At 65.7% G+C, this 22,401-nt stretch carries 16 protein-coding genes and 1 pseudogene; 9 read left to right on the top strand and 8 right to left on the bottom strand.

Going from position 1 to position 22,401, the window contains the following annotated elements; all coding sequences use genetic code 11:
• Window positions 1–32 precede the first annotated feature (32 nt).
• Entirely contained in the window at window positions 33–4,049 is a 4,017-nt protein-coding gene (locus tag F3J45_RS22335) for a bifunctional nitrate reductase/sulfite reductase flavoprotein subunit alpha (protein WP_167068029.1), read from the top strand.
• Window positions 4,050–4,288: 239 nt separating this feature from the next.
• Window positions 4,289–7,239, top strand: a pseudogene (gene nirB, locus F3J45_RS22330) (nitrite reductase large subunit NirB); the annotation flags it as partial.
• 95 nt (window positions 7,240–7,334) lie between these two features.
• Here the strand turns inward: nirB and F3J45_RS22320 are convergent.
• The 4 genes from F3J45_RS22320 to F3J45_RS22305 form a co-directional block, all read right to left on the bottom strand.
• Window positions 7,335–8,285, bottom strand: a complete 951-nt coding sequence (locus F3J45_RS22320; protein ID WP_167068020.1) for a 2-hydroxyacid dehydrogenase — start codon at window positions 8,283–8,285, stop codon at window positions 7,335–7,337.
• A gap of 22 nt (window positions 8,286–8,307) precedes the next feature.
• Complete coding sequence (locus F3J45_RS22315) at window positions 8,308–9,066, bottom strand: SDR family oxidoreductase (RefSeq protein WP_167068017.1); 759 nt, start codon at window positions 9,064–9,066, stop codon at window positions 8,308–8,310.
• Between the two features lie 18 nt (window positions 9,067–9,084).
• A complete protein-coding gene (locus F3J45_RS22310; RefSeq protein ID WP_167068014.1) occupies window positions 9,085–9,795 on the bottom strand; it encodes a fumarylacetoacetate hydrolase family protein in 711 nt (236 codons plus the stop codon).
• A gap of 195 nt (window positions 9,796–9,990) precedes the next feature.
• Window positions 9,991–11,331 (bottom strand): MFS transporter, encoded by a 1,341-nt coding sequence (locus F3J45_RS22305; protein ID WP_167068011.1) that lies wholly within the window; start codon window positions 11,329–11,331, stop codon window positions 9,991–9,993.
• A 406-nt stretch (window positions 11,332–11,737) separates the two neighbouring features.
• Here F3J45_RS22305 and F3J45_RS22300 point away from each other — a divergent pair, with 406 nt between their 5' ends.
• The 6 genes from F3J45_RS22300 (at window position 11,738) to F3J45_RS22275 (ending at window position 16,216) form a co-directional block, all read left to right on the top strand.
• Entirely contained in the window at window positions 11,738–12,667 is a 930-nt protein-coding gene (locus F3J45_RS22300) for an AraC family transcriptional regulator (RefSeq protein ID WP_167068008.1), read from the top strand.
• 10 nt (window positions 12,668–12,677) lie between these two features.
• Entirely contained in the window at window positions 12,678–13,610 is a 933-nt protein-coding gene (gene pcaQ / locus F3J45_RS22295; RefSeq protein WP_167068005.1) for a pca operon transcription factor PcaQ, read from the top strand.
• A gap of 288 nt (window positions 13,611–13,898) precedes the next feature.
• The gene (locus F3J45_RS22290; RefSeq protein ID WP_167068002.1) at window positions 13,899–14,654 is read left to right on the top strand and encodes an FKBP-type peptidyl-prolyl cis-trans isomerase; all 756 of its coding nucleotides are present in this window, start codon (window positions 13,899–13,901) and stop codon (window positions 14,652–14,654) included.
• 316 nt (window positions 14,655–14,970) lie between these two features.
• Window positions 14,971–15,411, top strand: a complete 441-nt coding sequence (locus tag F3J45_RS22285; protein ID WP_167067999.1) for a YkvA family protein — start codon at window positions 14,971–14,973, stop codon at window positions 15,409–15,411.
• A gap of 101 nt (window positions 15,412–15,512) precedes the next feature.
• Window positions 15,513–15,851, top strand: coding sequence for a helix-turn-helix transcriptional regulator (locus F3J45_RS22280; RefSeq protein WP_167067996.1), 339 nt, complete (start codon window positions 15,513–15,515; stop codon window positions 15,849–15,851).
• Window positions 15,848–16,216 carry a hypothetical protein gene (locus tag F3J45_RS22275; RefSeq protein WP_167067993.1) on the top strand — a complete coding sequence of 123 codons (369 nt, stop codon included), beginning with the start codon at window positions 15,848–15,850 and terminating at the stop codon, window positions 16,214–16,216. Before F3J45_RS22280 ends, F3J45_RS22275 begins: the two co-directional genes overlap by 4 nt.
• Window positions 16,217–16,337: 121 nt before the next feature.
• Here the strand turns inward: F3J45_RS22275 and F3J45_RS22270 are convergent, their stop codons facing one another.
• On the bottom strand, window positions 16,338–17,303 hold the full coding sequence (locus F3J45_RS22270; RefSeq protein WP_167067990.1) for an EAL domain-containing protein: 966 nt from the start codon (window positions 17,301–17,303) through the stop codon (window positions 16,338–16,340).
• A gap of 114 nt (window positions 17,304–17,417) precedes the next feature.
• Window positions 17,418–19,532 carry a carboxy terminal-processing peptidase gene (locus F3J45_RS22265; RefSeq protein ID WP_167067987.1) on the bottom strand — a complete coding sequence of 705 codons (2,115 nt, stop codon included), beginning with the start codon at window positions 19,530–19,532 and terminating at the stop codon, window positions 17,418–17,420.
• A gap of 111 nt (window positions 19,533–19,643) precedes the next feature.
• On the opposite strand from F3J45_RS22265, the gene F3J45_RS22260 reads away from it, so the two are divergent.
• On the top strand, window positions 19,644–20,606 hold the full coding sequence (locus F3J45_RS22260; RefSeq protein ID WP_167067984.1) for an NAD(P)H-quinone oxidoreductase: 963 nt from the start codon (window positions 19,644–19,646) through the stop codon (window positions 20,604–20,606).
• 136 nt (window positions 20,607–20,742) lie between these two features.
• Here F3J45_RS22260 and F3J45_RS22255 read toward each other — a convergent pair whose 3' ends face one another.
• Both F3J45_RS22255 and F3J45_RS22250 read right to left on the bottom strand, forming a co-directional pair.
• Window positions 20,743–21,396, bottom strand: coding sequence for an HAD family phosphatase (locus tag F3J45_RS22255; RefSeq protein WP_167067981.1), 654 nt, complete (start codon window positions 21,394–21,396; stop codon window positions 20,743–20,745).
• 14 nt (window positions 21,397–21,410) lie between these two features.
• Window positions 21,411–22,400, bottom strand: coding sequence for an ABC transporter ATP-binding protein (locus F3J45_RS22250; RefSeq protein WP_167067978.1), 990 nt, complete (start codon window positions 22,398–22,400; stop codon window positions 21,411–21,413).
• Window position 22,401 lies beyond the last annotated feature (1 nt).

Here is a 22,401-nt window from a genome sequence, read left to right as displayed (position 1 = left end):
CTTTTTGCATGCCTGAACAAGGGGAACCGCCCATGACCACCCACGAAGTACGCAGCGTCTGCCCCTACTGCGGCGTTGGTTGCGGCATCGTCATGAGCATCCAGGACGGCAAGGTGGCCAAGATCAGCGGCGACAAGCAGCACCCGAGCAATTTCGGCCGGCTGTGCACCAAGGGCCTGACCGCCCACGTGCCGCTGACCGCCCCCGGGCGCATGGAACACGCCTACCTGCGCCAGCAGCGCAGCCAGCAACCGGTGCGTAGCAGCCTTGACCAGGCCATCGCCGAGGCCGCCGCGCGCCTGCGCGGCATCATCGACCAGCACGGCCCCGACGCCGTGGCCCTGTACGTGTCCGGGCAGATGTCGCTGGAGGCCCAGTACCTGGCCAACAAGCTGGCCAAGGGCTTTATCCGCACCCGCCATATCGAGTCCAACTCGCGCCTGTGCATGGCCAGCGCCGGCAGCGGCTACAAGCTCTCGCTTGGCGCCGACGGCCCGCCCGGCAGCTATCAGGACTTCGAGCACGCCGACCTGTTCCTGGTGATCGGTGCAAACATGGCCGACTGCCACCCGATCCTCTTCCTGCGCCTGCTCGACCGAGTCAAGGCCGGCGCCCGGCTGATCGTCGTCGACCCCCGGCGCACGGCCACCGCCGACAAGGCCGATCTGTTCCTGCAGGTGCGCCCGGGAAGCGACATGGCGCTGCTCAATGGCCTGCTATACCTGCTGCACCGCAACGGCCACACCGACCCCGAGTTCATCGCCCGCCATACCGAAGGCTGGGACGCGCTGCCGGCGTTTCTCGACGACTACACCCCCGAGCGCGTGGCGGCCATCACCGGCCTGGCCGAGGCCGACCTGCTCAAGGCCGCCGAGTGGATCGGCAGCGCCGGCCAATGGATGAGCTGCTGGACCATGGGCTTGAACCAGAGCGTCCACGGCACCTGGCACAGCAACGCAATTTGCAACCTGCACCTGGCCACCGGCGCCCTGTGCCGGCCGGGCAGCGGCCCGTTCTCGCTCACCGGCCAGCCCAATGCCATGGGTGGCCGCGAGATGGGCTACATGGGCCCTGGCCTGCCGGGCCAGCGCTCGGCGCTGGTGGACGCCGACCGTGCCTTCGTCGAGGCGCAGTGGGGCCTGGCCCCCGGCAGCCTGCGCGCAGAAGGCGGCGAGGGCACCATCGCGCTGTTCGAGCAAATGAAGGCCGGCGAGGTGAAGGCCTGCTGGATCATCTGCAGCAACCCGGTGGCCAGCGTCGCCAACCGCCAGCAGGTGATCGAGGGCTTGGGCCAGGCCGAGCTGGTGATTACCCAGGACGCCTTCCTCGACACCGAAACCAACCGCTACGCCGATATCCTCCTGCCCGCCGCCCTGTGGGCCGAGGGCGAGGGCGTGATGATCAACAGCGAGCGCAACCTGACGCTGATGCCGCGCGCCGTCGCCGCCCCCGCCCAGAGCCTGCCGGACTGGCAGCTGATCGCCCGCATCGCCTGTGCCATGGGCTACGCCGAGGCCTTCGACTACCCCGATGCCGAAGCCGTCTACAACGAGATCCGCCGTTTCTGGAACCCTGCCAGCGGCTACGACCTGCGCGGCATCGGCTACCCCGAGCTGCGCCAGCGCCCCCGCCAGTGGCCCTGCGCACCCGGCCGCGAGGATGACCGCAGCCCCCTGCGCTATATCAACGACGGCGCCAGCCAACAGCTGCTGCGCGATGCCGAAGGCAACCGCCCCGCACTGGCATTCCCCACCCCCAGCGGCAAGGCGCGCTTCTTCGCCCGGCCCTGGCTGCCCGCGCCAGAGCTGCCGGATGCCGACTTCCCGCTGGTGCTCAACACCGGCCGTGTGCAGCACCAGTGGCACACCCTGACCAAGACCGGCAAGGTGCCGGCGCTGAACAAGCTGGAGCCAGGCCCCTTCGTCGAAATCCACCCAGGCGATGCCGCGCGCCTGGGCATCACCGCCAACGACCAGGTGGCCATCCGCTCGCGGCGGGGCCAGGCCGTGCTGCCTGCGCGCATCAGCGACCGGGTGATGCCAGGCAATTGCTTTGCGCCGTTTCACTGGAACGATGTGATCGGTGAACAGCTGGCAATCAACGCCGTGACCTGCGATGCAGTGGACCCGCTGTCGCTGCAGCCGGCCTTCAAGCACTGCGCCGTCGCCCTGGAGCGGGTGGCCGGCGAACGCATCGATGCCCTCGACCTCAACCTCGCCACACCGGAGCCTGCGCGCATGCCAACCGCCACCCTGTCTCGCCTGCTGGGCTTGGACACCTTGCCTGCGCCAGTCCTGGCCGATGCTGAACGCCATTACCTGCAAGGCTTTCTGCTTGGCCTGGAACAGGCCCGGGCCGAAGGCGTGCCCAGCCTGCCCGCCAGTGCGCCACTGGTGGCCGAGCGGCGGCTGTTCGTCGACGGCTTGCTGGCCGGCGTGTTCGCCCAGCCAGCGGCGGTGCCCGCAGCGGCCGAGCAACGGCCGCGCCACCACGTGCTATGGGCATCCCAAACCGGCAACGGTGAAACCCTGGCCGAGCGCTGTGCCGAGCACCTGCGAGGGGCGGGGCTGCAGGTGCAGTTGGCCTGCATGGAGGCGGTCACCCCGCAGCAATTGCGCGGCGCTGCCAGCGTGATGCTGATCGCCAGCACCTTTGGCGACGGCGATGCGCCAGACAGCGGCGCGGCCTTCTGGCAGGCGCTGCAGGGCGAGCAGGGCACGCCCTGCGCCGAGTTGCCCTATGCCGTGCTGGCCCTGGGCGATTCCAGCTATGGCCAGTTCTGCGGGTTCGGCCGCAAGCTCGACCAGCGCCTGGCCGAGCTGGGCGGCCGTCGCCTGCTGCCCAGGGTCGATTGCGAGCCGGACTTCGACGCCGCCTTCACCACCTGGCTCGAAGCCCTGTTGCCCGAGCTGGGCAGCGCCGCACCGCCCGAGTTACCCGCCAAGCCGGCAGCGGCAAGTGTGTTCAGCAAGCAGCAACCCTGGTTCGCCACCTTGCTGGAAAATCACCTGCTCAACGGCCCGGGTGCCAGCAAGGAAACCCGCCAGCTGGTGTTCGACCTGGCAGGCAGCGGCTTCACCTACGCCGCGGGCGATGCACTGGGGGTATGGCCGCGCAACTGCCCGGCACTGGTCGAGGAGCTGTTGGCCTTGATGCAGCTCGATGGCCAAGCCCCGGTAACGCTCAAGGACCAGCCGGCCATGCCCCTGGCGACAGCCCTCGAACACCATTTGGAAATCGCCAAGGTCACCCCGCAGCAGTTGCAAGCCTTCGCTGCCCAGGCGCCAGCGCTGCAGCGCCTGCTGCAACCGCCGTGCAAGGGCGAGCTGCAGGAGTGGCTGTGGGGGCGCCAGCTGGTCGATGTGTTGCGGGCATTTCCCCAGCAACTGCCGCTGGCCACCTGGCTAGGCCTGCTCAAGCCCCTGCAGCCGCGGCTGTACTCGATCAGCTCCAGCCCATTGGTGCACCCGCAGCAGGTGCACTTGACGGTGTCGACGGTGCGCTACGGCGCGCGCAAAGGCGTGTGCTCGGCGTTTCTGGCGGACCGGGCGCAGTCACTGAAAGTGGCGATTTTCCCCCAGGTGTCGAAGCACTTCCGCTTGCCCGACGACGACAGCGTGCCGGTGATCATGGTCGGCCCCGGCACCGGTATCGCGCCATTCCGGGCCTTTCTGCAGGAGCGCGAGGCACGCGGGGCCGCGGGCGGCAACTGGTTGTTCTTCGGCGAGCAGTACGCGGCCACCGACTTTTACTACCAGCAGCAGTTGCAGGCCTGGCAGGCAGCGGGGCACTTGCGCCTGGACACGGCGTTCTCGCGGGACCAGGCCGAGAAGGTGTATGTGCAGCAGCGCATGCTGGAGCAAGGCGCGCAGGTGTGGCAGTGGCTGGAGGCGGGGGCGTATTTCTACGTGTGTGGTGATGCGCAGCGCATGGCCAAGGATGTGGACGCGGCGTTGCGCGAGGTGATTGCGGTGCATGGGCAGGTGGATGGGGATGCCTATGTCGAAGGGTTGAGCAAGGCCGGGCGGTATCGGCGCGATGTGTATTGATGTGCGCCAGAATGGGGAGGCCTGCACCTTGAGTGTGCGTGGGCGGGGCCGGCCCTATCGCAGGCAAGCCTGCTCCTACCGTGCCCCATGCGCCTGTAGGAGCAGGCTTGCCTGCGATAGGGCCAGCAAAGGAAAACCCGTTGGCACATTCCCTGCTTAACCTCTTCTACAACAAAGCCCCCTGGTCAACGGCGATCAACCCGGGCCCCCCACCGTGATGAATACAGGCAAAGGCGCCTGGAGCTTCGGCTCCAGGCGCTTTTTTTTTGATCGAGGATCGGCTTATGAAGGCAACAGCGAACGGGCAACGAGAGCGACTGGTCATCGTCGGCAACGGCATGGTCGGCCACCACTGCGTCGAGCAACTGGTCGAGCGCGGCGCTTTGGCGCGTTTCGAGCTGCACGTGTTCGGCGAGGAGCGCCAGCGCGCCTACGACCGTGTGCACCTGTCCGAGTATTTCGCTGGCAGTTGCGCCGAAACCCTGGCCCTCTGCGAGCAAGGTTTCTACGCCGGCAGCGGCGTGCACCTGCACCTGGGCGAGGCCGTGCTGGACATTGACCGCGAGCGCCGCGAAGTGGTGACTGCCAAGGGCCGCTACGGCTATGACCAGTTGATCCTCGCCACCGGTTCCTACCCCTTCGTGCCGCCGATCGAAGGCTCCAGCGGCAACGCCCGCCTGGTGTACCGCACCCTCGACGACCTCGATGCCATCCGCGACGCTGCAGCCAACGCCCGGCGTGGCGTGGTGGTGGGGGGTGGCCTGCTCGGCCTGGAGGCGGCCAATGCACTCAAGTCCCTGGGCCTTGAGGCGCATGTGGTGGAGTTCGCCCCACGGCTGATGCCGGTGCAACTGGACGGCGAGGGCGGCGCCGCGCTCAAGGCGCAGATCGAAGCCCTGGGCGTGGGCGTGCACCTGTCGCGGGCTACCCAGTCGATCAGTGACGGCGAGGTGTACCGCTACCGCATGAACTTCGACGGCGGCGAGCACCTGGAAACCGACCTGATCGTGTTTTCCGCCGGCATCCGCCCCCAGGACGCCCTGGGCCGCGCCTGCGGCCTTGCCATCGCCGCACGCGGCGGCGTGGTGATCGACAACCACTGCCGCAGCAGCGACCCGCGCGTGTTCGCCATCGGTGAGTGCGCATCCTGGAATGGCAGCGTGTTCGGCCTGGTGGCCCCGGGCTACAGCATGGCGCGCAACCTGGCGGCGTTGCTGATGGGCGAGGCGGCCGGCAGCTTCACCGGTGCCGACATGTCGACCAAGCTCAAGCTGCTGGGCGTGGACGTGGGCTCCATCGGCGATGCCCACGGCGCCACCCCTGGAGCACGCAGCTACCGCTTCATCGACGAGGCCAACAACGCCTACCGCCGGCTGGTGGTGGATGCCAGCGGCAAGCAGGTGCTCGGCGCCGTGCTGGTTGGCGACAACAGCTACTACGACACCCTGCTGCAATACGCCCAGAACGGCATCGCCCTGCCGGCCGACCCGGCGTCGCTGATCCTGCCGCAAGGCGGTGGCGCGCCGGCCCTGGGCGCCGACGCCTTGCCCGACAGCGCAACCGTGTGCTCGTGCCACAACGTCAGCAAGGGGGCGGTGTGTGCGGCCATCGACAGCGGCTGTGGCGACCTCGCGGCCGTGAAAAGCTGCACCAAGGCCGCCACCGGTTGCGGCGGCTGCGCGGCGCTGCTCAAGCAGGTGTTCGAACACGAACTCACTGCCCGCGGGGTGGCGGTGGACAAGCGCTTGTGCGAACACTTCGCCTACACCCGCCAGGAGCTTTATGGCCTGGTGCGCGTCGAGGGCATCCGCACCTTCCACGACCTGCTCGCCCGCCATGGCACAGGCCACGTTGGCTGCGACATCTGCAAGCCAGCGGTGGGCAACATCCTGGCCTCGTGCTGGAACCAGCCGATCATGGACCCCGCACTGGTGCCGCTGCAGGACACCAACGACACCTTCATGGCCAACATGCAGAAGAACGGCACCTACTCGGTGGTGCCGCGCATTCCCGGTGGCGAGATCACCCCCGACAAGCTGATCGTGATTGGCCAGGTGGCGAAAAAATACGACCTCTACACCAAGATCACCGGCGGCCAGCGCATCGACCTGTTCGGCGCCCAGTTGCATGAGTTGCCGCTGATCTGGGGGGAACTGATCGAGGCCGGGTTCGAAACCGGGCATGCCTATGGCAAGTCGACGCGCACGGTGAAGTCGTGCGTGGGCAGCACCTGGTGCCGTTACGGGGTGCAGGACAGCGTGGCCATGGCCCTGCGCCTGGAAGACCGCTACAAGGGCCTGCGCAGCCCGCACAAGCTCAAGTTCGCGGTGTCGGGCTGCACCCGCGAGTGCGCCGAGGCGCAGAGCAAGGACATCGGCGTGATCGCCACCGACAAAGGCTGGAACCTGTACATCTGCGGCAACGGCGGCATGCGCCCGCGCCACGCCGAGTTGTTCGCCACCGACCTGGACGACGAAACCCTGGTGCGCCTGATCGACCGCGTGCTGATGTTCTACATCCGCACCGCCGACAAGCTGCAGCGCACCTCGGTGTGGCGCGAGGGCCTTGAGGGTGGCCTGGGTTACCTCAAGCAGGTGATCCTCGACGACAGCCTGGGCCTGGCCAGCGAACTCGAAGCGCAGATGCAGCATGTGGTCGACCAGTATGAATGCGAATGGGCCAACGCCCTGAAGGACCCCGAGAAGCTCAAGCGCTTCCGCACCTTCGTCAACGACCGCCGCGCCGACCCAGACGTGCACTTCGTGCGCGAGCGTGAACAACGCCGGCCAGCAGCGCCGCTGCACCTGATTCCCGCCATCGAGGAGGCTGTGTGATGAACCTGAGCAATGCGGTTGTGAACCCCCAGGCGATCTGGCAAGCGGTGTGCCGCACCGATGACCTGGTGGCCGATTCCGGTGTGGTGGTGTGGCTGGACGGGGTGCAGGTGGCGTTGTTCTACCTGCCGGGGCAGGGGGTGTATGCACTGGACAATCGCGACCCGCGCTCGGGGGCCAATATCATCGGGCGCGGGTTGCTGGGCAGCCTGCAGGGCGAATTGGTGGTGGCGGCGCCGTTGTATAAACAGCATTTCAGTTTGCACAGCGGCCAATGCCTTGAAGACGCCGGGCAGCAGTTGCGGGTGTGGCCGGTGCGGTTGAACGGAGAAACGGTGGAACTGGCAATAACCTGATCCTCCCATGCCTGCCCCTTCGCGGGCACGCCCACTCCCACAACGCGGTCCTTGTAGGAGCGGGCTTGCCCCGCGAAGAGGCCGGCACAGGCTACCTAGATCACCAACCCCTGCGGCCTGCGCCCAGCAAACACGTCCACCAGGCTGGCCACCACCATCTCACCCATGCGCGTGCGGGTTTGCACCGTGGCGCTGGCCCGGTGCGGCTGCAGCACCACATCCTCACGCCCGAACAGCGCTTCAGGCGCACGAGGTTCATCGGCAAACACATCCAGCGCCGCCCCAGCGATTTCGCCAGCCTCCAGCGCTGCAATCAACGCCGGCTCATCCACCAGCTTGCCGCGGGCAATATTGACCAGGTACCCCTCGGCCCCCAGCGCCTGCAGCACCTCGCGGTTCACCAGTGCCTCACCCTTGTCGGCGGCCGCCGCCAGGATCAGCGCATCACTGTCCCTGGCCAACTGCAGCAAGTTCGCCTCGAACCCATAGGGCACCTCCTGCGCCTGCAGGTCGGTATAGCGAATCGGGCAGCCAAACGCCGCCGCCCGCTGCGCCACGGCGCGGCCAACCCGGCCCATGCCAACGATACCCACGCGCATGCCCGACACCTGCCGGGCCAGCGGCAGGGGCGCCAGGGGCGTGGCGCTGGTGGCCCAGTGCCCGGCGCGCACGAAGCGATCCCCGGTGCAGATACCACGGCACAGGCCGATCAACAGGCCGATGGCCAGGTCCGCCACATCGTCGGTGAGCGCGCCGAGGGTGGCAGTGACCTGGATGCCGCGGTCACGGGCATAGGCCAGGTCCACCGCATCGGTGCCCACGCCATTGACCGCCACCACTTCAAGCTTTGGCAAGCGCGCCATCAGCGCTTGGCTGATGCCCGTATGGCCCCCGGTGATCACGCCACGAATGTTGTCGCCATGCTGGCTGACATAGGCGTCCTTGTCGGCCTGCTCGTAATAGCGGTGTACGGTGAACAGCGCCTCCAGGCGCTCGCGAATCTGCGGAATCAGGATCGGGCTCAGTTGCAGAACTTCAGGTTTCATCACTCACTCCTTGAAAAACCGGTTAGCCACGGCCGACGAAGGGCATGTTGCTGGCCATCACGGTCATGTTCAGCACGTTGGCACTCAGCGGCAGGGCGGCGATGTAGCGCACCGCATCGGCCACGTGGCGCACGTCGAGCATCGGTTCGGCAGCGATTTCGCCATTGGCCTGGCGCACGCCACGGGTCATGCGTTCGGACAACTCGGTCAGGGCATTGCCGATGTCCACCTGGCTGCAGACGATGCCGTAGGGGCGGCCATCGAGCGCCAGCGCCTTGGTCAGCCCCAGCACCGCGTGTTTGCTGGCGGTGTAGGGGCCGGTGAACGGGCGCGGGGTGTGGGCCGAGATCGAGCCGTTGTTGATGATTCGCCCGCCTTGGGGTTGCTGGCGGCGCATCAGGCCGAACGCGGCGCGGGCACACAGGAACACGCCATCGACATTGGTGGCGATGACGTTGCGCCAGTGTTCAAGCGCCAGCTCGTCGATGGGCACGGCAGGGGCGTTGATGCCGGCGTTGTTGAAGATCACATCGAGGCGGCCGTGCACCTCCTCGATGGTGGCGAACAGCTGCGCCACGCTGTGTTCGTCGCGCACATCGGTAGGCACGGCCAGGGCTTCGCCGCCTGCGGCGCGGGCCTGTTCGGCCAGGGCCTGCAAGGGCTCGGGGCGGCGCCCGGCGAGCACCAGGCTGAAACCATCTTCCAGCAGGGCGAGGGCCACGGCGCGGCCAATGCCGCTGCCAGCACCGGTGACCAGGGCGATTTTCTTGGTTTGGGTCATGGGTTAGCTCCAGTAGGTTCAGGCCGCGTTGGCCGCTTGCCCGGCAGGGCGGGGGCCGACGCGCAGGTGCAGTTCGCCGATGCCGTCGATGCCGGCGTGAATCGCATCGCCCGGTTGCAGGGGCGCAACGCCGGGCGGGCTGCCGGTCATGATGAGGTCACCGGGGCGCAGCGGCAGTTGCCGGGACAGGCGGCTGATCACCTCGGCCAGGGCCCAGGTCTGCTGGTTCAGGTGGGCGTGCTGGCGCTCCTGGCCATTGACCTGCAGCCACAGTGCGCCTGCCAGTGGCCAGCTGCATTCAGTGGCCGGAACAATGGCGGTCATCGGCGCCGAGGCTTCGAACACCTTGGCCGTTTCCCACGGCAGGCCTTCGGCCTTGGCCTTGCGCTGGTGGTCGCGGCGGGTCATGTCCAGGCCTGCGGCGAAGCCGAACACGTGCGCCAGGGCCTGCTCCGGGGCAATGTCGGCACCGCCCTTGGCGATGGCCGCCACCAGCTCGATCTCATGGCAGAACTCATCGGTTTGCGGCGGGAACGGCAGCTCGCCGTGCGCCTCGACCACGTTGCTGGCCGGTTTCATGAAGAACACCGGCTCCTGCGGCGCCGGGCCGTAGGTGGCCGGCCAGGGGTAGTTGCGGCCCAGGCAGAACACCCGGCCGACCGGAAAGCGCGCCGTGCTGCCGCGGATCGGCAGGCTGACGATGGCCGGTGGGTTGAACAGGTAGGTCATGGGGTGAATCCTCCGTGCTGGAGTGGCCAGCGTAGCCAGCGGCTGGCGTTGAAAGTTGGACGAAAGCGGGGTTGGGTTGGACTATCCCGGTAATCTGTGCCGGCCTCTTCGCGGGGCAAGCCCGCTCCTACACCGATTTCAGCACCGCACGAAACCTTTGTAGGAGCGGGCTTGCCCCGCGAAGAGGCCCTCAAATCAGGCGCTACCTTTCAACTCGATGCGATACAACTTCCCAAGCAGCAGCGAGTACGACAGGGTGCCCATCAGCGCCACCCCACCGATAAACCAGAACGCCATCGCGAACGACCCGCTGGCATGCACGATTGCGCCAATCACGATCGGCGTGACGATGCCGCCAATGTTGGCCGCCAGGCTGGTGATGCCGCCGGTGAGGCCGATCAGCTCCTTGGGCGCCACTTCCGACACCGCTGCCCACGACGCCGAGGCAATGCCCTGGGCAAAGAACGCCAGGGTCAGGATGGCGATGCACAGCACATTGGAGTCGGTGAAGTTCACCAGCACGATCGACATGCCGAGCATCGAGCCCACCACCAGCGGCAGCTTGCGTGCGAACGACAGCGAGTAGCCCTTGCGGATCAGCAGGTCGGAAACGATGCCGGCCAACAGAATGCCCACCGTGGCGCCAATGAACGGCATCACCGCGAAGATGCCGACCTTGATCAGCGTCAGCTGGCGTTCTTCGATCAGGTAGGTGGGGAACCAGGTCAGGAAGAAATACAGCGCCGAGGTGCTGGCGAACTTGCCCAGGCAGATGGCCCAGACCTGGCGGTAGCGGAACAACTCGGCGACTTGGCGCCAGTCGAAGCGGGTACGTTCCTGGCTGCTTTTCACCAGCCCGCCGCCGTTTTCGATGTAGGCCAGTTCCTCCTTGCTGACCTTCTTGCAGCTCAGCGGGTCGCGGTACAGGAACAGCCACACCACGCCGAACAGAATGCCGACCAGGCCGGTGCTGTAGAACACATGGCGCCAGTCGTAGGTGGTTGCCAGCCACAGCAGCGCGCCGGTGAACAAGGCGGTGCCCAGGTACTGGCCACACACGTAGATGCTGCTGGCCATGCCGCGCTCGCGGGCCGGGAACCACACCGTCACTGCACGGCTGTTGGCCGGGAACGCCGGGGCTTCCATGGCGCCCACCGCCAGGCGCAGGCCGAACAGCGAGGCGAAGCCGCTGGCCAGGCCCTGGGCGACGGTGACCGCCGACCAGCTGATCAGCGACACGCCATAGGTCAGGCGCGAGCCGAAGCGGTCGGCAATGAAGCCGGCGGGCACCAGTGCCAGGGCGTAGGTCCAGGCGAAGGCAGAGAAGATCAAGCCCATCTCGACCTTGTCCAGGCCCAGGTCCTTGGCCATGAACGGCGCGGCGATGGAGATGTTCACCCGGTCGACGTAGTTGATGATGGTCGCCACCAGCAGCAGCGACAGCATGAACCAGCGGCGGCGGGTGGGCAGGCGCTGGGCAGGGGCCGCGTCCAGCGCGTACGACGACGCGGCGCGGGGGGTAGGGGTGCTCGACATGAGTCGACCTCGTTTGTTGTTGTTGGTAGAGGTTGGGCTGCAGGCCTTTTTCTAAGGTGGTCGTACAACGGCGTGAACGCAACGGGGGTTTTAGACCGTTTTTTGCACGACGGGCGGGGGAGGGCTGTGCTGTCCAAGAAAATTCGGGGGCGGGGTTTTGCGCGGTTTTTTTGCTGGAAGTCTTGATTTAAGGCTGCTGCGGGGCGGTGGGGTTGCGTGTTTTTTTGCAGAGGGGTTTAATTTGATGAGTTTAGACATCGTATGACTTGTGTTACCTGTGCCGGCCCTTTCGCGGGGCAAGCCCGCTCCTACACAACAAAATCGGCCAATGCGCTGCCCCTGTAGGAGCGGGCTTGCCCCGCGAAAGGGCCGGAACACCCAGCACCCCTCTCACAGGAGCCACCTGATGCCCCCCAAGCGCGAGGTCCCGACCTACGTCATGCAGCAGCGCAGCGAGCTGATGGATTTCTACATCCGCGACCAGCGCGGCCGCCCGGCCGAGACCGCGCCGCACCGTCACGAATACTTCCAGATCCAGGTCAACCTCGGTGGCGACACGGTGCAGCACATCGGCAACGTGCAGCGCCCCTTTCGGCGCAACACCCTGGCCTTCATCCTGCCGCACCGGGTGCACGTGATCCCGCACCCGGCCGACAGCGATTTCGTGGTGATCAACTTCTCCCAGACTTTCCTGCTGCCGCACCTGGCCTGCGACCCGATGGACCTGGAGGAAGTGTCGATTCTGCAGGCGCCGGAACTGTCGCCGTTTCGCTTTCAGGAACACCTGGACTTCTGCCTCGACGACGCCGAGTTCGCCGGCGTGCAGCAACTGCTCGATCGCATGCGCGCCCTCGACGCCAACCGCCGCTTCGGCACCCGCGAGGTGCTCAAGGGGCTGTTGCTGCAACTGATCGGCCAGGTCTGTGGCCTCTACGCCGAGCCCCTGCGCGAGCTCGCCGAGAACAACGCCGCGCAGCTCAGCCGGCGCGCCGCGTTGAACCGCATGAGCGAGTACCTGCGCCGGCACATCGACGACCCCGACCTCAACCTGCACAAGGTCGCCGCGGCCACCTACCTGTCGCCCACCTACCTGACCCACTGGCTGCGCAAGGAAATCGGCAAGACCTTCAGCGAGCTGGTGCTGGAGCGGCGCATGCATGCCGCGCGCAACTACCTGCTCAATGGCAGCCGCCCGGTAGGGGAGGTGGCACGGCTCTGCGGCTTTGCCGATGAAGCCTATTTCTCCCGGCGCTTCCGGCAGATCCATGGCCTGCCGCCGGGGCAGTTCCGCCGCCAGCAGCGCGACCCGGATACGCCGCAGGTGGCGATGCGGTAAGCTTGCCGGCATGAACCTCGACACCCGCATCAAGTACCGCCACCTGCTGTGCTTCCTGGAGATTGCCCGGCAGGGCAGCCTGGCCAGGGCGGCCGACATCCTGGCGATCAGCCAGCCGGCCATTTCCAAGACCCTCAAGGAACTCGAAGACCTGCTGGAGGCGCGCCTGTTCGAGCGCAGCCGCCAGGGTGTCGAGCTGACCCCGGCCGGCACCCGCTTCATGCGCTACGCCGGGCCCAGCGTGCAGGCCCTGCGCGATGGCGTGAGCAGCCTGCGGGGTGAGGCGCGGGCGCCGTCGCAGGTGCGTATCGGCGTGCTGTCGACGGTCGAAGGGTTGTTGATGCCCGAGGTGCTGTGCCGCCTGCACCAGCGTCACGAAGCGCTGGTGATCAGCGTGGTGACCGGGGTCAGTGCGCAGTTGCTTGGCCAGTTGCGCCTGGGCGAGCTGGAGCTGGTGGTCGGGCGCATGACCGACAGCCCGCAGATCCAGGGCCTGTCGTTCGAGCACCTATACAGTGAATCGATGGCCCTGGTGGTGCGCCCTGGCCACCCGTTGCTGGCGAGCGCGCCGGTGGAGCGCCAGCGGGTCGGGCGCTATCCGTTGGTGTTGCCGCCGCCGGGCACCACCATCCGCCAGCACGCCGACAGCCTGTTCGTGCAGTGTGGCATCCAGATGCCCGCGCAGCGGCTGGAAACCTTGTCACTGGCGCTGAGCCGGCGCTACCTGCTGGGCAGCGATGCGCTGTGGGTGGCGCCGCGCGATGCGGTGCTGCTGGATTTGCGCCGCGGCGAGCTGGCCGAGCTGGACCTTGGCGTGCGTGAGCCGGGCGGCTCGGTGGGCATCAGCCGCAACGCCGCCTTGCCGCTGAGCCTGCCAGGGCAGTGGGTGTGCGAGGTGCTGCGCGAAGTGGCCGAGCAATACCGGGAAGGGCGCTACCCGTAGCCGAAGGCGCATACCAATCCGGTAGGCGCGAGCAGAACTCGCGATACGATGAACCAGGCCTGCGCAAGCCTTCAGAACCCCCAGCAATAAAACCTCACAATTTCCAGGCAAACCCGGCACAAAGGGTCAATACTGGCCAATGGCTGTAAACCTTGCATGAAGAAGCGTTTACCTACTGAACTTCCTTACGAAAACCCGCTCCTATGCCGGTAGCCATTGGTCATGGCCGCCTGCTAAGCTCGCGGCTTTACCCTGATTGCCCTTATGGCGCATGAACAAGGAAATAGCATGAAACAGCATCGTTTGGCGGCTGCGGTTGCCCTGGTAGGCCTGGTACTGGCTGGCTGTGATCAACAGACCAGCAGCCCCGAGCTGAAGACTCCGGCACAGAAAGCCTCCTACGGTATCGGCCTGAACATGGGCAAGAGCCTGGCTCAGGAAGGCATGGAAGACCTTGATTCGAAAGCGGTCGCCCTCGGCATCGAAGACGCCGTTGGCAAGAAGGAGCAACGCCTCAAGGACGAAGAGCTGGTAGAAGCCTTCACCGCGCTGCAGAAGCGCGCCGAAGAGCGCCTGGCCAAGGCCAGCGAAGAAGCTGCCAGCGCCGGCAAGAAATTCCTTGAAGAGAACGCCAAGAAGCCAGGCGTGGTCACCACCGCCTCGGGCCTGCAGTATGAAGTGGTCAAGAAGGCCGACGGCCCGCAGCCCAAGCCTACCGACGTGGTAACCGTCCACTACGAAGGCAAGCTGATCGATGGCAAGGTGTTCGACAGCTCGGTCGAGCGCGGCAGCCCGATCGACCTGCCAGTCAGCGGTGTGATCCCAGGTTGGGTCGAAGGCCTGCAACTGATGCACGTCGGCGAGAAGTACAAGCTGTTCATCCCGGCTGAACTGGCCTACGGCGCCCAGAGCCCGAGCCCGCTGATTCCGGCCAACTCGGTACTGGTGTTCGACTTGGAACTGATCGCCATCAAGGACCCGGCCCAGCTGCAGGGTGGCGAGGCGCCAGAGGCCGATGCACCGGCTGAGGCACCGGCCAAGTAAGTGCTTGAGCCTAACGCCGCTGCGCGCGCTTCTAGCTGATGCGTGCAGTTGCCCCCAACGCCCCGTTTCGACGGGGCGTTGTCGTTTATGAACCATCCTTCACCGAACCTGCTGTTGCACAGCTTGTCCCACCTAGGGCACTGTGAAGCAACGCCACGCTGCTGACGCAAATCGTTTGCGCAGTTGAAACGACTGTGTAAAAAACGCCCGATCTGACCGGGGCCCTTGCCGAGTGGGCACCTGCCGTCAGAAACGTCGCCCTGTTCACAAGGTTATCCACAATAAATGTGGATAACCTGAGCCTGCTGGAGGCCCCATGAGCGCACCCTGGAATTTCGCCCGCTTCCTGCCCCTGGCCGAGCGCCTGCTCAGCCGTGGCCGGTTGCCGGCGCTGTTGTTCGCCGTGGCCCGCAAAGGCCCGCGGCTCGGCCAATTGCGTGAAGACGTCAAGTTGCTGCAGTCGCTGTGCCTGGCCTGGTGGCGTGGCGAGTACCGCGCCATCAGCCCCAAGGCACTGGTGACCATCGTTGCCGGCCTGCTGTATTTCGTCAGCCCCCTGGATGCCATACCCGACTGGATCGTCGGCGTGGGCTTTCTTGACGACATCGCCGTGCTTGGCTGGGTGCTCAAGACCGTGGCCGATGAGCTGGCGCGTTTCAAGGCCTGGCGCGACAGCCAGGCGCCAGAGCGCCTGCGCGTGGTCGAACGCCTGCCCGATTCCCCTGAAGCCCTGCGCCTGGAGCGCAACCCGCACTGAAAAAGAGCCAGTCGCCCACACACTCCCGCGCTTGGTAATATAATTGGCATAAGGGTTATGCCTACGGATTACATGCCGTAATCCTACGTAAGGGGGTTGTAATGGGTATTCAGGTTATTAGCCGGGACGGTCAGCCCGAGTACGCCGTCGTGCCCTGGGAGCAATACCAGGCGCTGCTCAAGGCAGCTGGGCAGGCACCTGCCGAGGTGGCTGCCGGGGCAGAGGAGCAGGGCCCAGCGCCTGCCAGCCTGCCGGCATTCAGTGAAGTGGCGCAGCTGCGCCAGGCCAAAGGCATCGCGCCAGAGCAGCTGGCGCGCAATGTGGGGGTCAGCCCGGCCTACCTGGCCATGATCGAGTCGGGCGAGCGCCAGCCGGATGCGGCAATTCGCCGAGCCCTGGCCTGGCACTTGGGGGTGGCCGGCTGGAGCGAGCCGTCATGAGCCAGGTCAGGATCAGCCGTCAGCATTGGCAAAACCTGCTGGACGAGCTTGACCTGGCCCGACGACAACGCCACCTGCTCACCTACCGTGCGCTGATCGAGCGCTTGCAACTGCCCAGCCCGGCCATGCAGACGCTGACTGCCGCGCTGGAATACCTGGCTGTTCTGGACGCCCGCGCCGAGCAGCCGCTGCGCAGCTCGCTGGTGATCAGCCAGGGGGCAAGCCGCTTGCCACGGACTGGCTTTTTCGAGTGTGTGGAGCGCCTGGGGCGCTTTACCGGGCCTGTGGATGGCATGGAGGCGGCGTCCTGGCATGCTTCCGAGGTGGTCAGGGTGTTCGAGTACAGCTACCCCGAGCCTGCCTGAGCGGCCGCCCCGGTAGGAGCGAGCGCAGCTCGCGATGGGCTGCAAAGCAGCCCTGGCGTTATGAGCCGCGAAGCTGAAACCCTGGGGGCGCTGAGCGCCCCATCGCGAGCTACGCTCGCTCCTACCGGGCTTGCCATGCCTCTGTAGGCGCGGGCCTGCCCCGCGAAGAGGCCATGACCGGCAATGCACTTCGATGAACCAGGCCACAAGGCCTGCCATCCACGCCCAGCACTTCCAGGGACTCCAGGTGCTGATGGCGCCCGAACAACTCGATGACTTGGCCAAGGGTGGCATTCAAGCCCACGGTGGGCTGCCCGCCAGAAGCCACCGGCATCACCGGCGCCACCACCTCCCGCACCCCCAATTCCTGTGGCCGCCCCAGCAAGTACCCCTGCACCAGGTCCACCCCCATCTCGGTCAACACCGCCAGCTCTTCGGCAAGCTCGATGCCTTCGGCAATCACCTGGGCCCTCGACGCCCGGGCAATCTGCAGAATCGAACCCACGAACTCGCGCTTGAGCGGGTCGCAGTGGATGCCGTCGATGAAATGCCGGTCGATCTTCACGTACTCCGGGCGCAGCTCCGACCACAGGCGCAGGCTCGAATAGCCCGCGCCGAGGTCGTCCAGGGCGATGGAAAAGCCCATGTCGCGGTAGTGGTGCAAGGCATTGGACAGCAACTGGAAATCGTCGGTCGGCGTTTGCTCGGTCAGCTCGATCACCACGCGGCTGGGCTCAAGCCCGACCTGTTCGAGCAGCTTGAGGGTGCGCCCGGAAGGGTAGTTCGGCTCCAGCAACGATTCCGGTGAAATGTTCAGGAACAGCTTGCCGCCCAACTGCTGCTCGCTGAAACGCCGGCATGCGCTTTCCCGGCAAGCGGCTTCCAGGTCGGTCAGGCGGCCAGCCTGGCGGGCGATGGCGAACAGGTTCAGGGGCGAATGCAGCGGGCTGTTGGACGGCCCGCGGCTCAGCGCTTCATGGCCGTGGATGCGCTGCTCGCTGAGGCAAATGATCGGCTGGAACAGGCTATGGATGCTGCTTTGAGCCAGGATGGCGCCCAAGGCACTGAGCTGTTCGGCAACGGTCATGACGGATTCCTGAAAATGAAAGGGCCGGGCATTTGCATGTCCGGCCCCGCTATTTCACGACAGTGCGATGACTGTTTGATGACAGGTCACATTAATCTGCCATCACTGCCGGGATTACTTTTTCGCCACCGTGCTGCTTTCGCGCAGGTAGTCGATCAGGATGCGACCGGTTTCGGCGAGGTAGGCGTCGTCCTCAGGTTTGGTCTTGTCGTCATCTTCCGGCAAGGCGTCCTCGTCGACCTTCTTCAGCTCCTTCAGCGGCTCTTCACCCTTGGCCTTGCGGCGGGTGTTTTCCAGCGCCAGCTGCTTGGCCTCGATGTCGTCGTGGCGGGCACGGCGTTCCTGCTCGTTGAGGCTCACGGTCTTCTCGTCCATCAGCTTCTTGGTCAGGGCCAGGCGGTCACGGATGTAGATGAACTCTGCATCCTTGCCACTGCGCGCATCGTGCTTGGCCTTGAGGTCGGCCAGGAATGGCTTGAACGGGTCGGCCGCGGCCTTCACCACAGGGCGGATGGTGTCCCATGGCATGGCTTCAGGCAGGGCGCTCTCGCCGATTTCCTTGGTGTCGATGATCGACGGGTAGTCGATGTCCGGCAACACGCCCTGGTGCTGGGTGCTCTGCCCGGATACCCGGTAGAACTTGGCCAGGGTCAGCTTCAGCTCGCCATGGTTGAGCGGCTGGATGGTCTGCACGGTGCCTTTGCCGAAGGTCTGGCCGCCGATGATCAGCGCGCGGTGGTAGTCCTGCATGGCGCCGGCGAAAATCTCCGAAGCCGAGGCGGACAGGCGGTTGACCAGCAGCGCCAGCGGGCCTTTGTAGAAGGCGCCGGGGTTTTCGTCTTCGAGCACGTCGACGCGGCCGTCGCTGTTGCGTACCAGCACGGTCGGGCCTTTCTCGATGAACAGGCTGGTCAGCTCGGTGGCTTCCTGCAGGGAGCCGCCGCCGTTGTTGCGCAGGTCGATGACCACGCCGTCGACTTTTTCCTTCTGCAGCTCGGTGAGCAGTTTCTTCACGTCGCGCGTGGTGCTCTTGTAGTCCGGGTCGCCTGCGCGGTAGGCCTTGAAGTCCAGGTAGAAGGCCGGGATCTCGATCACGCCGAGCTTGTAGTCACGCCCGTCCTGCTTGAGGTTGAGGATCGATTTCTTCGCCGCTTGCTCTTCGAGCTTCACCGCTTCCCGGGTGATCGAGACGATCTTGGTGGTCTGGTCGCTTGGCGCGTTGCTCGCCGGGATGATCTCCAGGCGCACCACCGAGCCTTTCGGGCCACGGATCAGCTTGACCACTTCGTCCAGGCGCCAGCCGACCACGTCGACCATTTCCTTGTTGCCCTGGGCAACGCCGATGATCTTGTCGGCGGTGGCCACTTGCTTGGTCTTGGCCGCCGGGCCTGCCGGCACCAGGCGCACGATCTTGACCTGGTCATTGTCGCTTTGCAGCACCGCACCGATGCCTTCGAGCGACAGGCTCATGTTGATGTCGAAGTTTTCCGCGCTGTCAGGCGACAGGTAGTTGGTGTGCGGGTCGTAGGACTGGGCGAAGGTGTTGATGTAGGCCTGGAAGATGTCCTCGGCACGGGTCTGGTCCAGGCGCGCCAGTTGGTTCTTGTAGCGCTTGGTCAGGGTATCCTGGATCTGCTTGGGCTCTTTGCCGGCGATTTTCTGGCGCAGCACTTCGTCCATCACGCGCTTGCGCCACAGGTCGTCGAGCTCGGCCTGGTCTTTCATCCACGGGGCGTCCTTGCGGTCGATCAGCAAGGTTTCGTGGGTGGTGAAGTCCATCTTGTCGACACCCTTGGCAAGCTCGGCCAGGGCGAAGTCCAGGCGCTGTTTCACCCGGTCCAGGTAGCGCTTGTAGATGGTGAAGCCAGGGTCGAGGTTGCCGCTTTTGAGGAAGTCGTCGAACTGCGTCTTCCACTTGTCGAACTCGGCGATGTCGGCCGCGGTGAAGTAGCTGCGCGCAGGGTCCAGCAGCTTGATGTAGCTGTCGTAGATGATCACCGAGCGGGCGTCATCGAGCGGAGGCTTGCTGTAGTGATGGCGCTTGAGCAGTTCCACCACGTTGAGGCTGGCGACGATTTCGTCGCGGTCCGGCTGCAGGCTGTCCCACTTGTTGGCGGCCGCCGCATTGCCGCCGAGCGTAAGGCTACCCAGGCCAACCATCAGGGCCAGGGCGGTGCTTGGAAGGAAATGCTTCATGCTGATTCGACGTGGAGGCAATTGATCACGCATAGTAGGCCGTCTTTTCCGTTCGCCGGTTCCACAGGAGCCGGGCAAATACTGCAAAAAGCCTGGGGAGCGGGCTCCCCAGGCTCAGTCATGTGATTCAACTATGGAGGCACTGTGAAGGCATTGCAAGGCGTTGACGGACATGTGGCCTGGGTCGAGGCCGAACGCCCGGCCTGTGACGCGGGCCAAGTACGCATTCGGGTGGCTGCCGCTGGCTTGAACCGGGCCGATTTGTTGCAAATGAAGGGGCTGTATCCTCCGCCGCCAGGGGCCAGCCCGTACATGGGCCTGGAGTGCGCCGGCGTGGTCGAGGAAGTGGGTGCCGGCGCCGACTGGCGTGTGGGCGACCGGGTGTGTGCGCTGCTGGCCAGCGGCGCCATGGCCGAAGAAGTGGTGGTCGATGCCCGCCATGTGCTGCCGGTGCCCGAAGGCCTGAGCCTGCATGAAGCGGCGGGCCTGCCCGAGGTGTATGCCACGGCCTGGCTGAACATCTTCCAGCTCGGTGGCCTGAAGGCCGGTGAGAAGGTGCTGGTGCATGCCGGCGCCAGTGGCGTGGGCTCGGCAGCGATCCAGCTGTGCAAGGCATTTGGCAGCCCGGTATGGGTCAGTGTCGGTTCCCAGGACCGCCTGGACTACTGCGAGGCACTGGGTGCTGCCGGTGGCGTGGTGCGTAACCACAACCTCGAAGCGCTGGAAGGCTTCGGGCCGTTCGACGTGATCCTCGATCCGGTCGGTGCCAGCTACGGCGAGCTGAACCTGAAGCTGCTGGCCCGTGACGGGCGTTGGGTGATCATCGGCTTGATGGGTGGGCGCAAGTTCGAGCTGGACCTGGCGCAGGTGCTGGGCAAGCGCCTGGAGATCACAGGTTCCACCCTGCGTAACCGTGACGATGGCTTCAAGGCCGAGCTGCTGCGTGAGCTGCTACAGCAGGTGTGGCCGCTGTTCGGCGAAGGGCGGCTGTCGCCGCAGCTGGTCGACACCTACCCGGTGGAGTTCGCCCAGGCGGCGTATGCCGAGCTTGAGAGCAACCAGGTGTCGGGTAAGTTGGTGATGGTGATCGACCCTAGCCTGGTGTAAGCAGGGCTGGCCTCTTCGCGGGGCAAGTCGGGTCGCCGCACCGCCGCTCCTACAGGTAAAGGGATTGCTCGGGCTTGCCGCTATCCTGTAGGAGCGGGCTTGCCCGCGAAGAGGCCGGTACAGCCCACGCAAAGCTTTAAGCCCAGCTCAGAATCGGCCAGCCATTGGTCTGGGCATGCTCGCGCAGCACCGCATCAGGGTTCACCGCATAAGGGTGATCCACCTTCAGCAACAGCGGCAAATCATTGCGCGAATCGGAATAGAAACTCGCACCCTCCAGGTTCTCCTGCTCCTGGTCCAGCCATTCCAGCAAGCGGGTGATCTTGCCTTCGCGGTAGGTCAGCACCCCATGGGTCCTGCCGGTGTACACCCCGTTCACCGCCTCCAGCTCGATCGCCAGGTATTCATCCACCCCCAGGCGCGCCGCAATCGGCCCTACCAGGTGGGTGCCGCTGGCCGAAATGACCAAGACCCGGTCACCCCGCTGGCGATGCTCGGCGATGCAGCGGCAGGCGTCGCCGTAGATGATCGGCTCGATCACATCTTCCACCCACGGCTCCACCAGGTGCTCGACTTCTTCCAGGGTGCGCCCGGCAATCGGTTCCAGGCTGAAGGCCATGTACTCCTCCATCTGCAGGTGGCCCCTGCCGTAGGCCTCCATCAGCTCATGGTCGCGGCGCAGGAAGTCCTTGCCGTCGACCCAGCCCAGGCGGGCCATCTGCTCGCTCCACAGCGACGCGCAGTCGCCGTGGATCAAGGTTTCGTCCAGATCGAAAATTGCCAGTGCCATCGTGTGTAAGCTCCTTAGGCTACTTCCCGCAGCGCCGTGGGGTCGATCGACAAGGATACCCGCTGGCCATCGGCGTGCAGGTCTTGTGCCGAGCGGTTGAGCACGTCGACCACCAGTTCCACTTCACGCACGTGCACCCGGTAACGGATCACGTTGCCGAGCAGGCTGTGGCTGCGCACCTCGGCATCCAGGTCGCCGTTGATGCCCAGGGTGATCGATTCCGGGCGGATCGCCAGGCGGCTGCTGACCGGGCGCTGCAGCAGGCGGCTGGCCGCGTCGGCGTCGAGCAGGTTGTAGTTACCGATAAAGCCCGCCGCGAACAGGTCGACGGGCGCCGTGTAGAGGGTTTCGGCATCGCCACTCTGAACGATGCGCCCCTGGTTCATCAAGAAGATACGGTCAGACATGGTCAGCGCCTCTTCCTGGTCGTGGGTGACGAAAATGGTGGTCAGCCCCAGCTCACGCTGGATGGCGCGAATCTGCTCGCGCAGGTGCTTGCGAATGCGCGCATCCAGTGCCGACAGCGGCTCGTCGAGCAACAGCAGGCGCGGGCGGGTCACCAGCGAGCGGGCCAAGGCCACGCGCTGGCACTGGCCACCGGACAACTGGTGCGGGTAGCGCCCGGCGAAACTGCCCAGTTCCACCAGCTCCAACGCCTCGCGCACGCGCGCCTGGCTCTCCTGGGCCTTGACCTTCTGCATGCGCAGGCCAAAGGCAACGTTCTGCTCCACGGTCATGTTGGGGAACAGGGCGTAGCTCTGGAACACCATGCCAATGCCGCGCTTTTGCGGGCTGAGCGGCACGATGTCCTGGCCATCGAGCAAAATCTTGCCGCCATCGACCGGGGTCAGCCCGGCAATGCAGCGCAGCAGGGTGGACTTGCCGCAGCCGGAAGGGCCGAGCAGGGTAACGAACTCGCCGCGTTCGATGTGGCAGTCGATGTTTTCGAACACCGGGCTGCCGGCGTAGCTTTTCTGCAGGTTCTGGACGCTGACGAAGCTCATC

The organism is Pantoea sp. Ap-967 (genome assembly GCF_011752565.1).
Classification (GTDB): Bacteria; Pseudomonadota; Gammaproteobacteria; order Pseudomonadales; family Pseudomonadaceae; genus Aquipseudomonas.
Note: the sequence above shows the minus strand (reverse complement) of the source record. Positions and strands in the feature narration are given on the sequence as shown.

What these genes read in the sequence shown, in the direction of transcription:
- F3J45_RS22335 (WP_167068029.1), top strand. Translation starts at nt 33, where the DNA reads ATGACCACCCACGAAGTACGCAGCGTCTGCCCCTACTGCGGCGTTGGT.
- F3J45_RS22320 (WP_167068020.1), bottom strand. Translation starts at nt 8,285, where the DNA reads ATGAAACCTGAAGTTCTGCAACTGAGCCCGATCCTGATTCCGCAGATT.
- F3J45_RS22315 (WP_167068017.1), bottom strand. Translation starts at nt 9,066, where the DNA reads ATGACCCAAACCAAGAAAATCGCCCTGGTCACCGGTGCTGGCAGCGGC.
- F3J45_RS22310 (WP_167068014.1), bottom strand. Translation starts at nt 9,795, where the DNA reads ATGACCTACCTGTTCAACCCACCGGCCATCGTCAGCCTGCCGATCCGC.
- F3J45_RS22305 (WP_167068011.1), bottom strand. Translation starts at nt 11,331, where the DNA reads ATGTCGAGCACCCCTACCCCCCGCGCCGCGTCGTCGTACGCGCTGGAC.
- F3J45_RS22300 (WP_167068008.1), top strand. Translation starts at nt 11,738, where the DNA reads ATGCCCCCCAAGCGCGAGGTCCCGACCTACGTCATGCAGCAGCGCAGC.
- pcaQ (WP_167068005.1), top strand. Translation starts at nt 12,678, where the DNA reads ATGAACCTCGACACCCGCATCAAGTACCGCCACCTGCTGTGCTTCCTG.
- F3J45_RS22290 (WP_167068002.1), top strand. Translation starts at nt 13,899, where the DNA reads ATGAAACAGCATCGTTTGGCGGCTGCGGTTGCCCTGGTAGGCCTGGTA.
- F3J45_RS22285 (WP_167067999.1), top strand. Translation starts at nt 14,971, where the DNA reads ATGAGCGCACCCTGGAATTTCGCCCGCTTCCTGCCCCTGGCCGAGCGC.
- F3J45_RS22280 (WP_167067996.1), top strand. Translation starts at nt 15,513, where the DNA reads ATGGGTATTCAGGTTATTAGCCGGGACGGTCAGCCCGAGTACGCCGTC.
- F3J45_RS22275 (WP_167067993.1), top strand. Translation starts at nt 15,848, where the DNA reads ATGAGCCAGGTCAGGATCAGCCGTCAGCATTGGCAAAACCTGCTGGAC.
- F3J45_RS22270 (WP_167067990.1), bottom strand. Translation starts at nt 17,303, where the DNA reads ATGACCGTTGCCGAACAGCTCAGTGCCTTGGGCGCCATCCTGGCTCAA.
- F3J45_RS22265 (WP_167067987.1), bottom strand. Translation starts at nt 19,532, where the DNA reads ATGCGTGATCAATTGCCTCCACGTCGAATCAGCATGAAGCATTTCCTT.
- F3J45_RS22255 (WP_167067981.1), bottom strand. Translation starts at nt 21,396, where the DNA reads ATGGCACTGGCAATTTTCGATCTGGACGAAACCTTGATCCACGGCGAC.
- F3J45_RS22250 (WP_167067978.1), bottom strand. Translation starts at nt 22,400, where the DNA reads ATGAGCTTCGTCAGCGTCCAGAACCTGCAGAAAAGCTACGCCGGCAGC.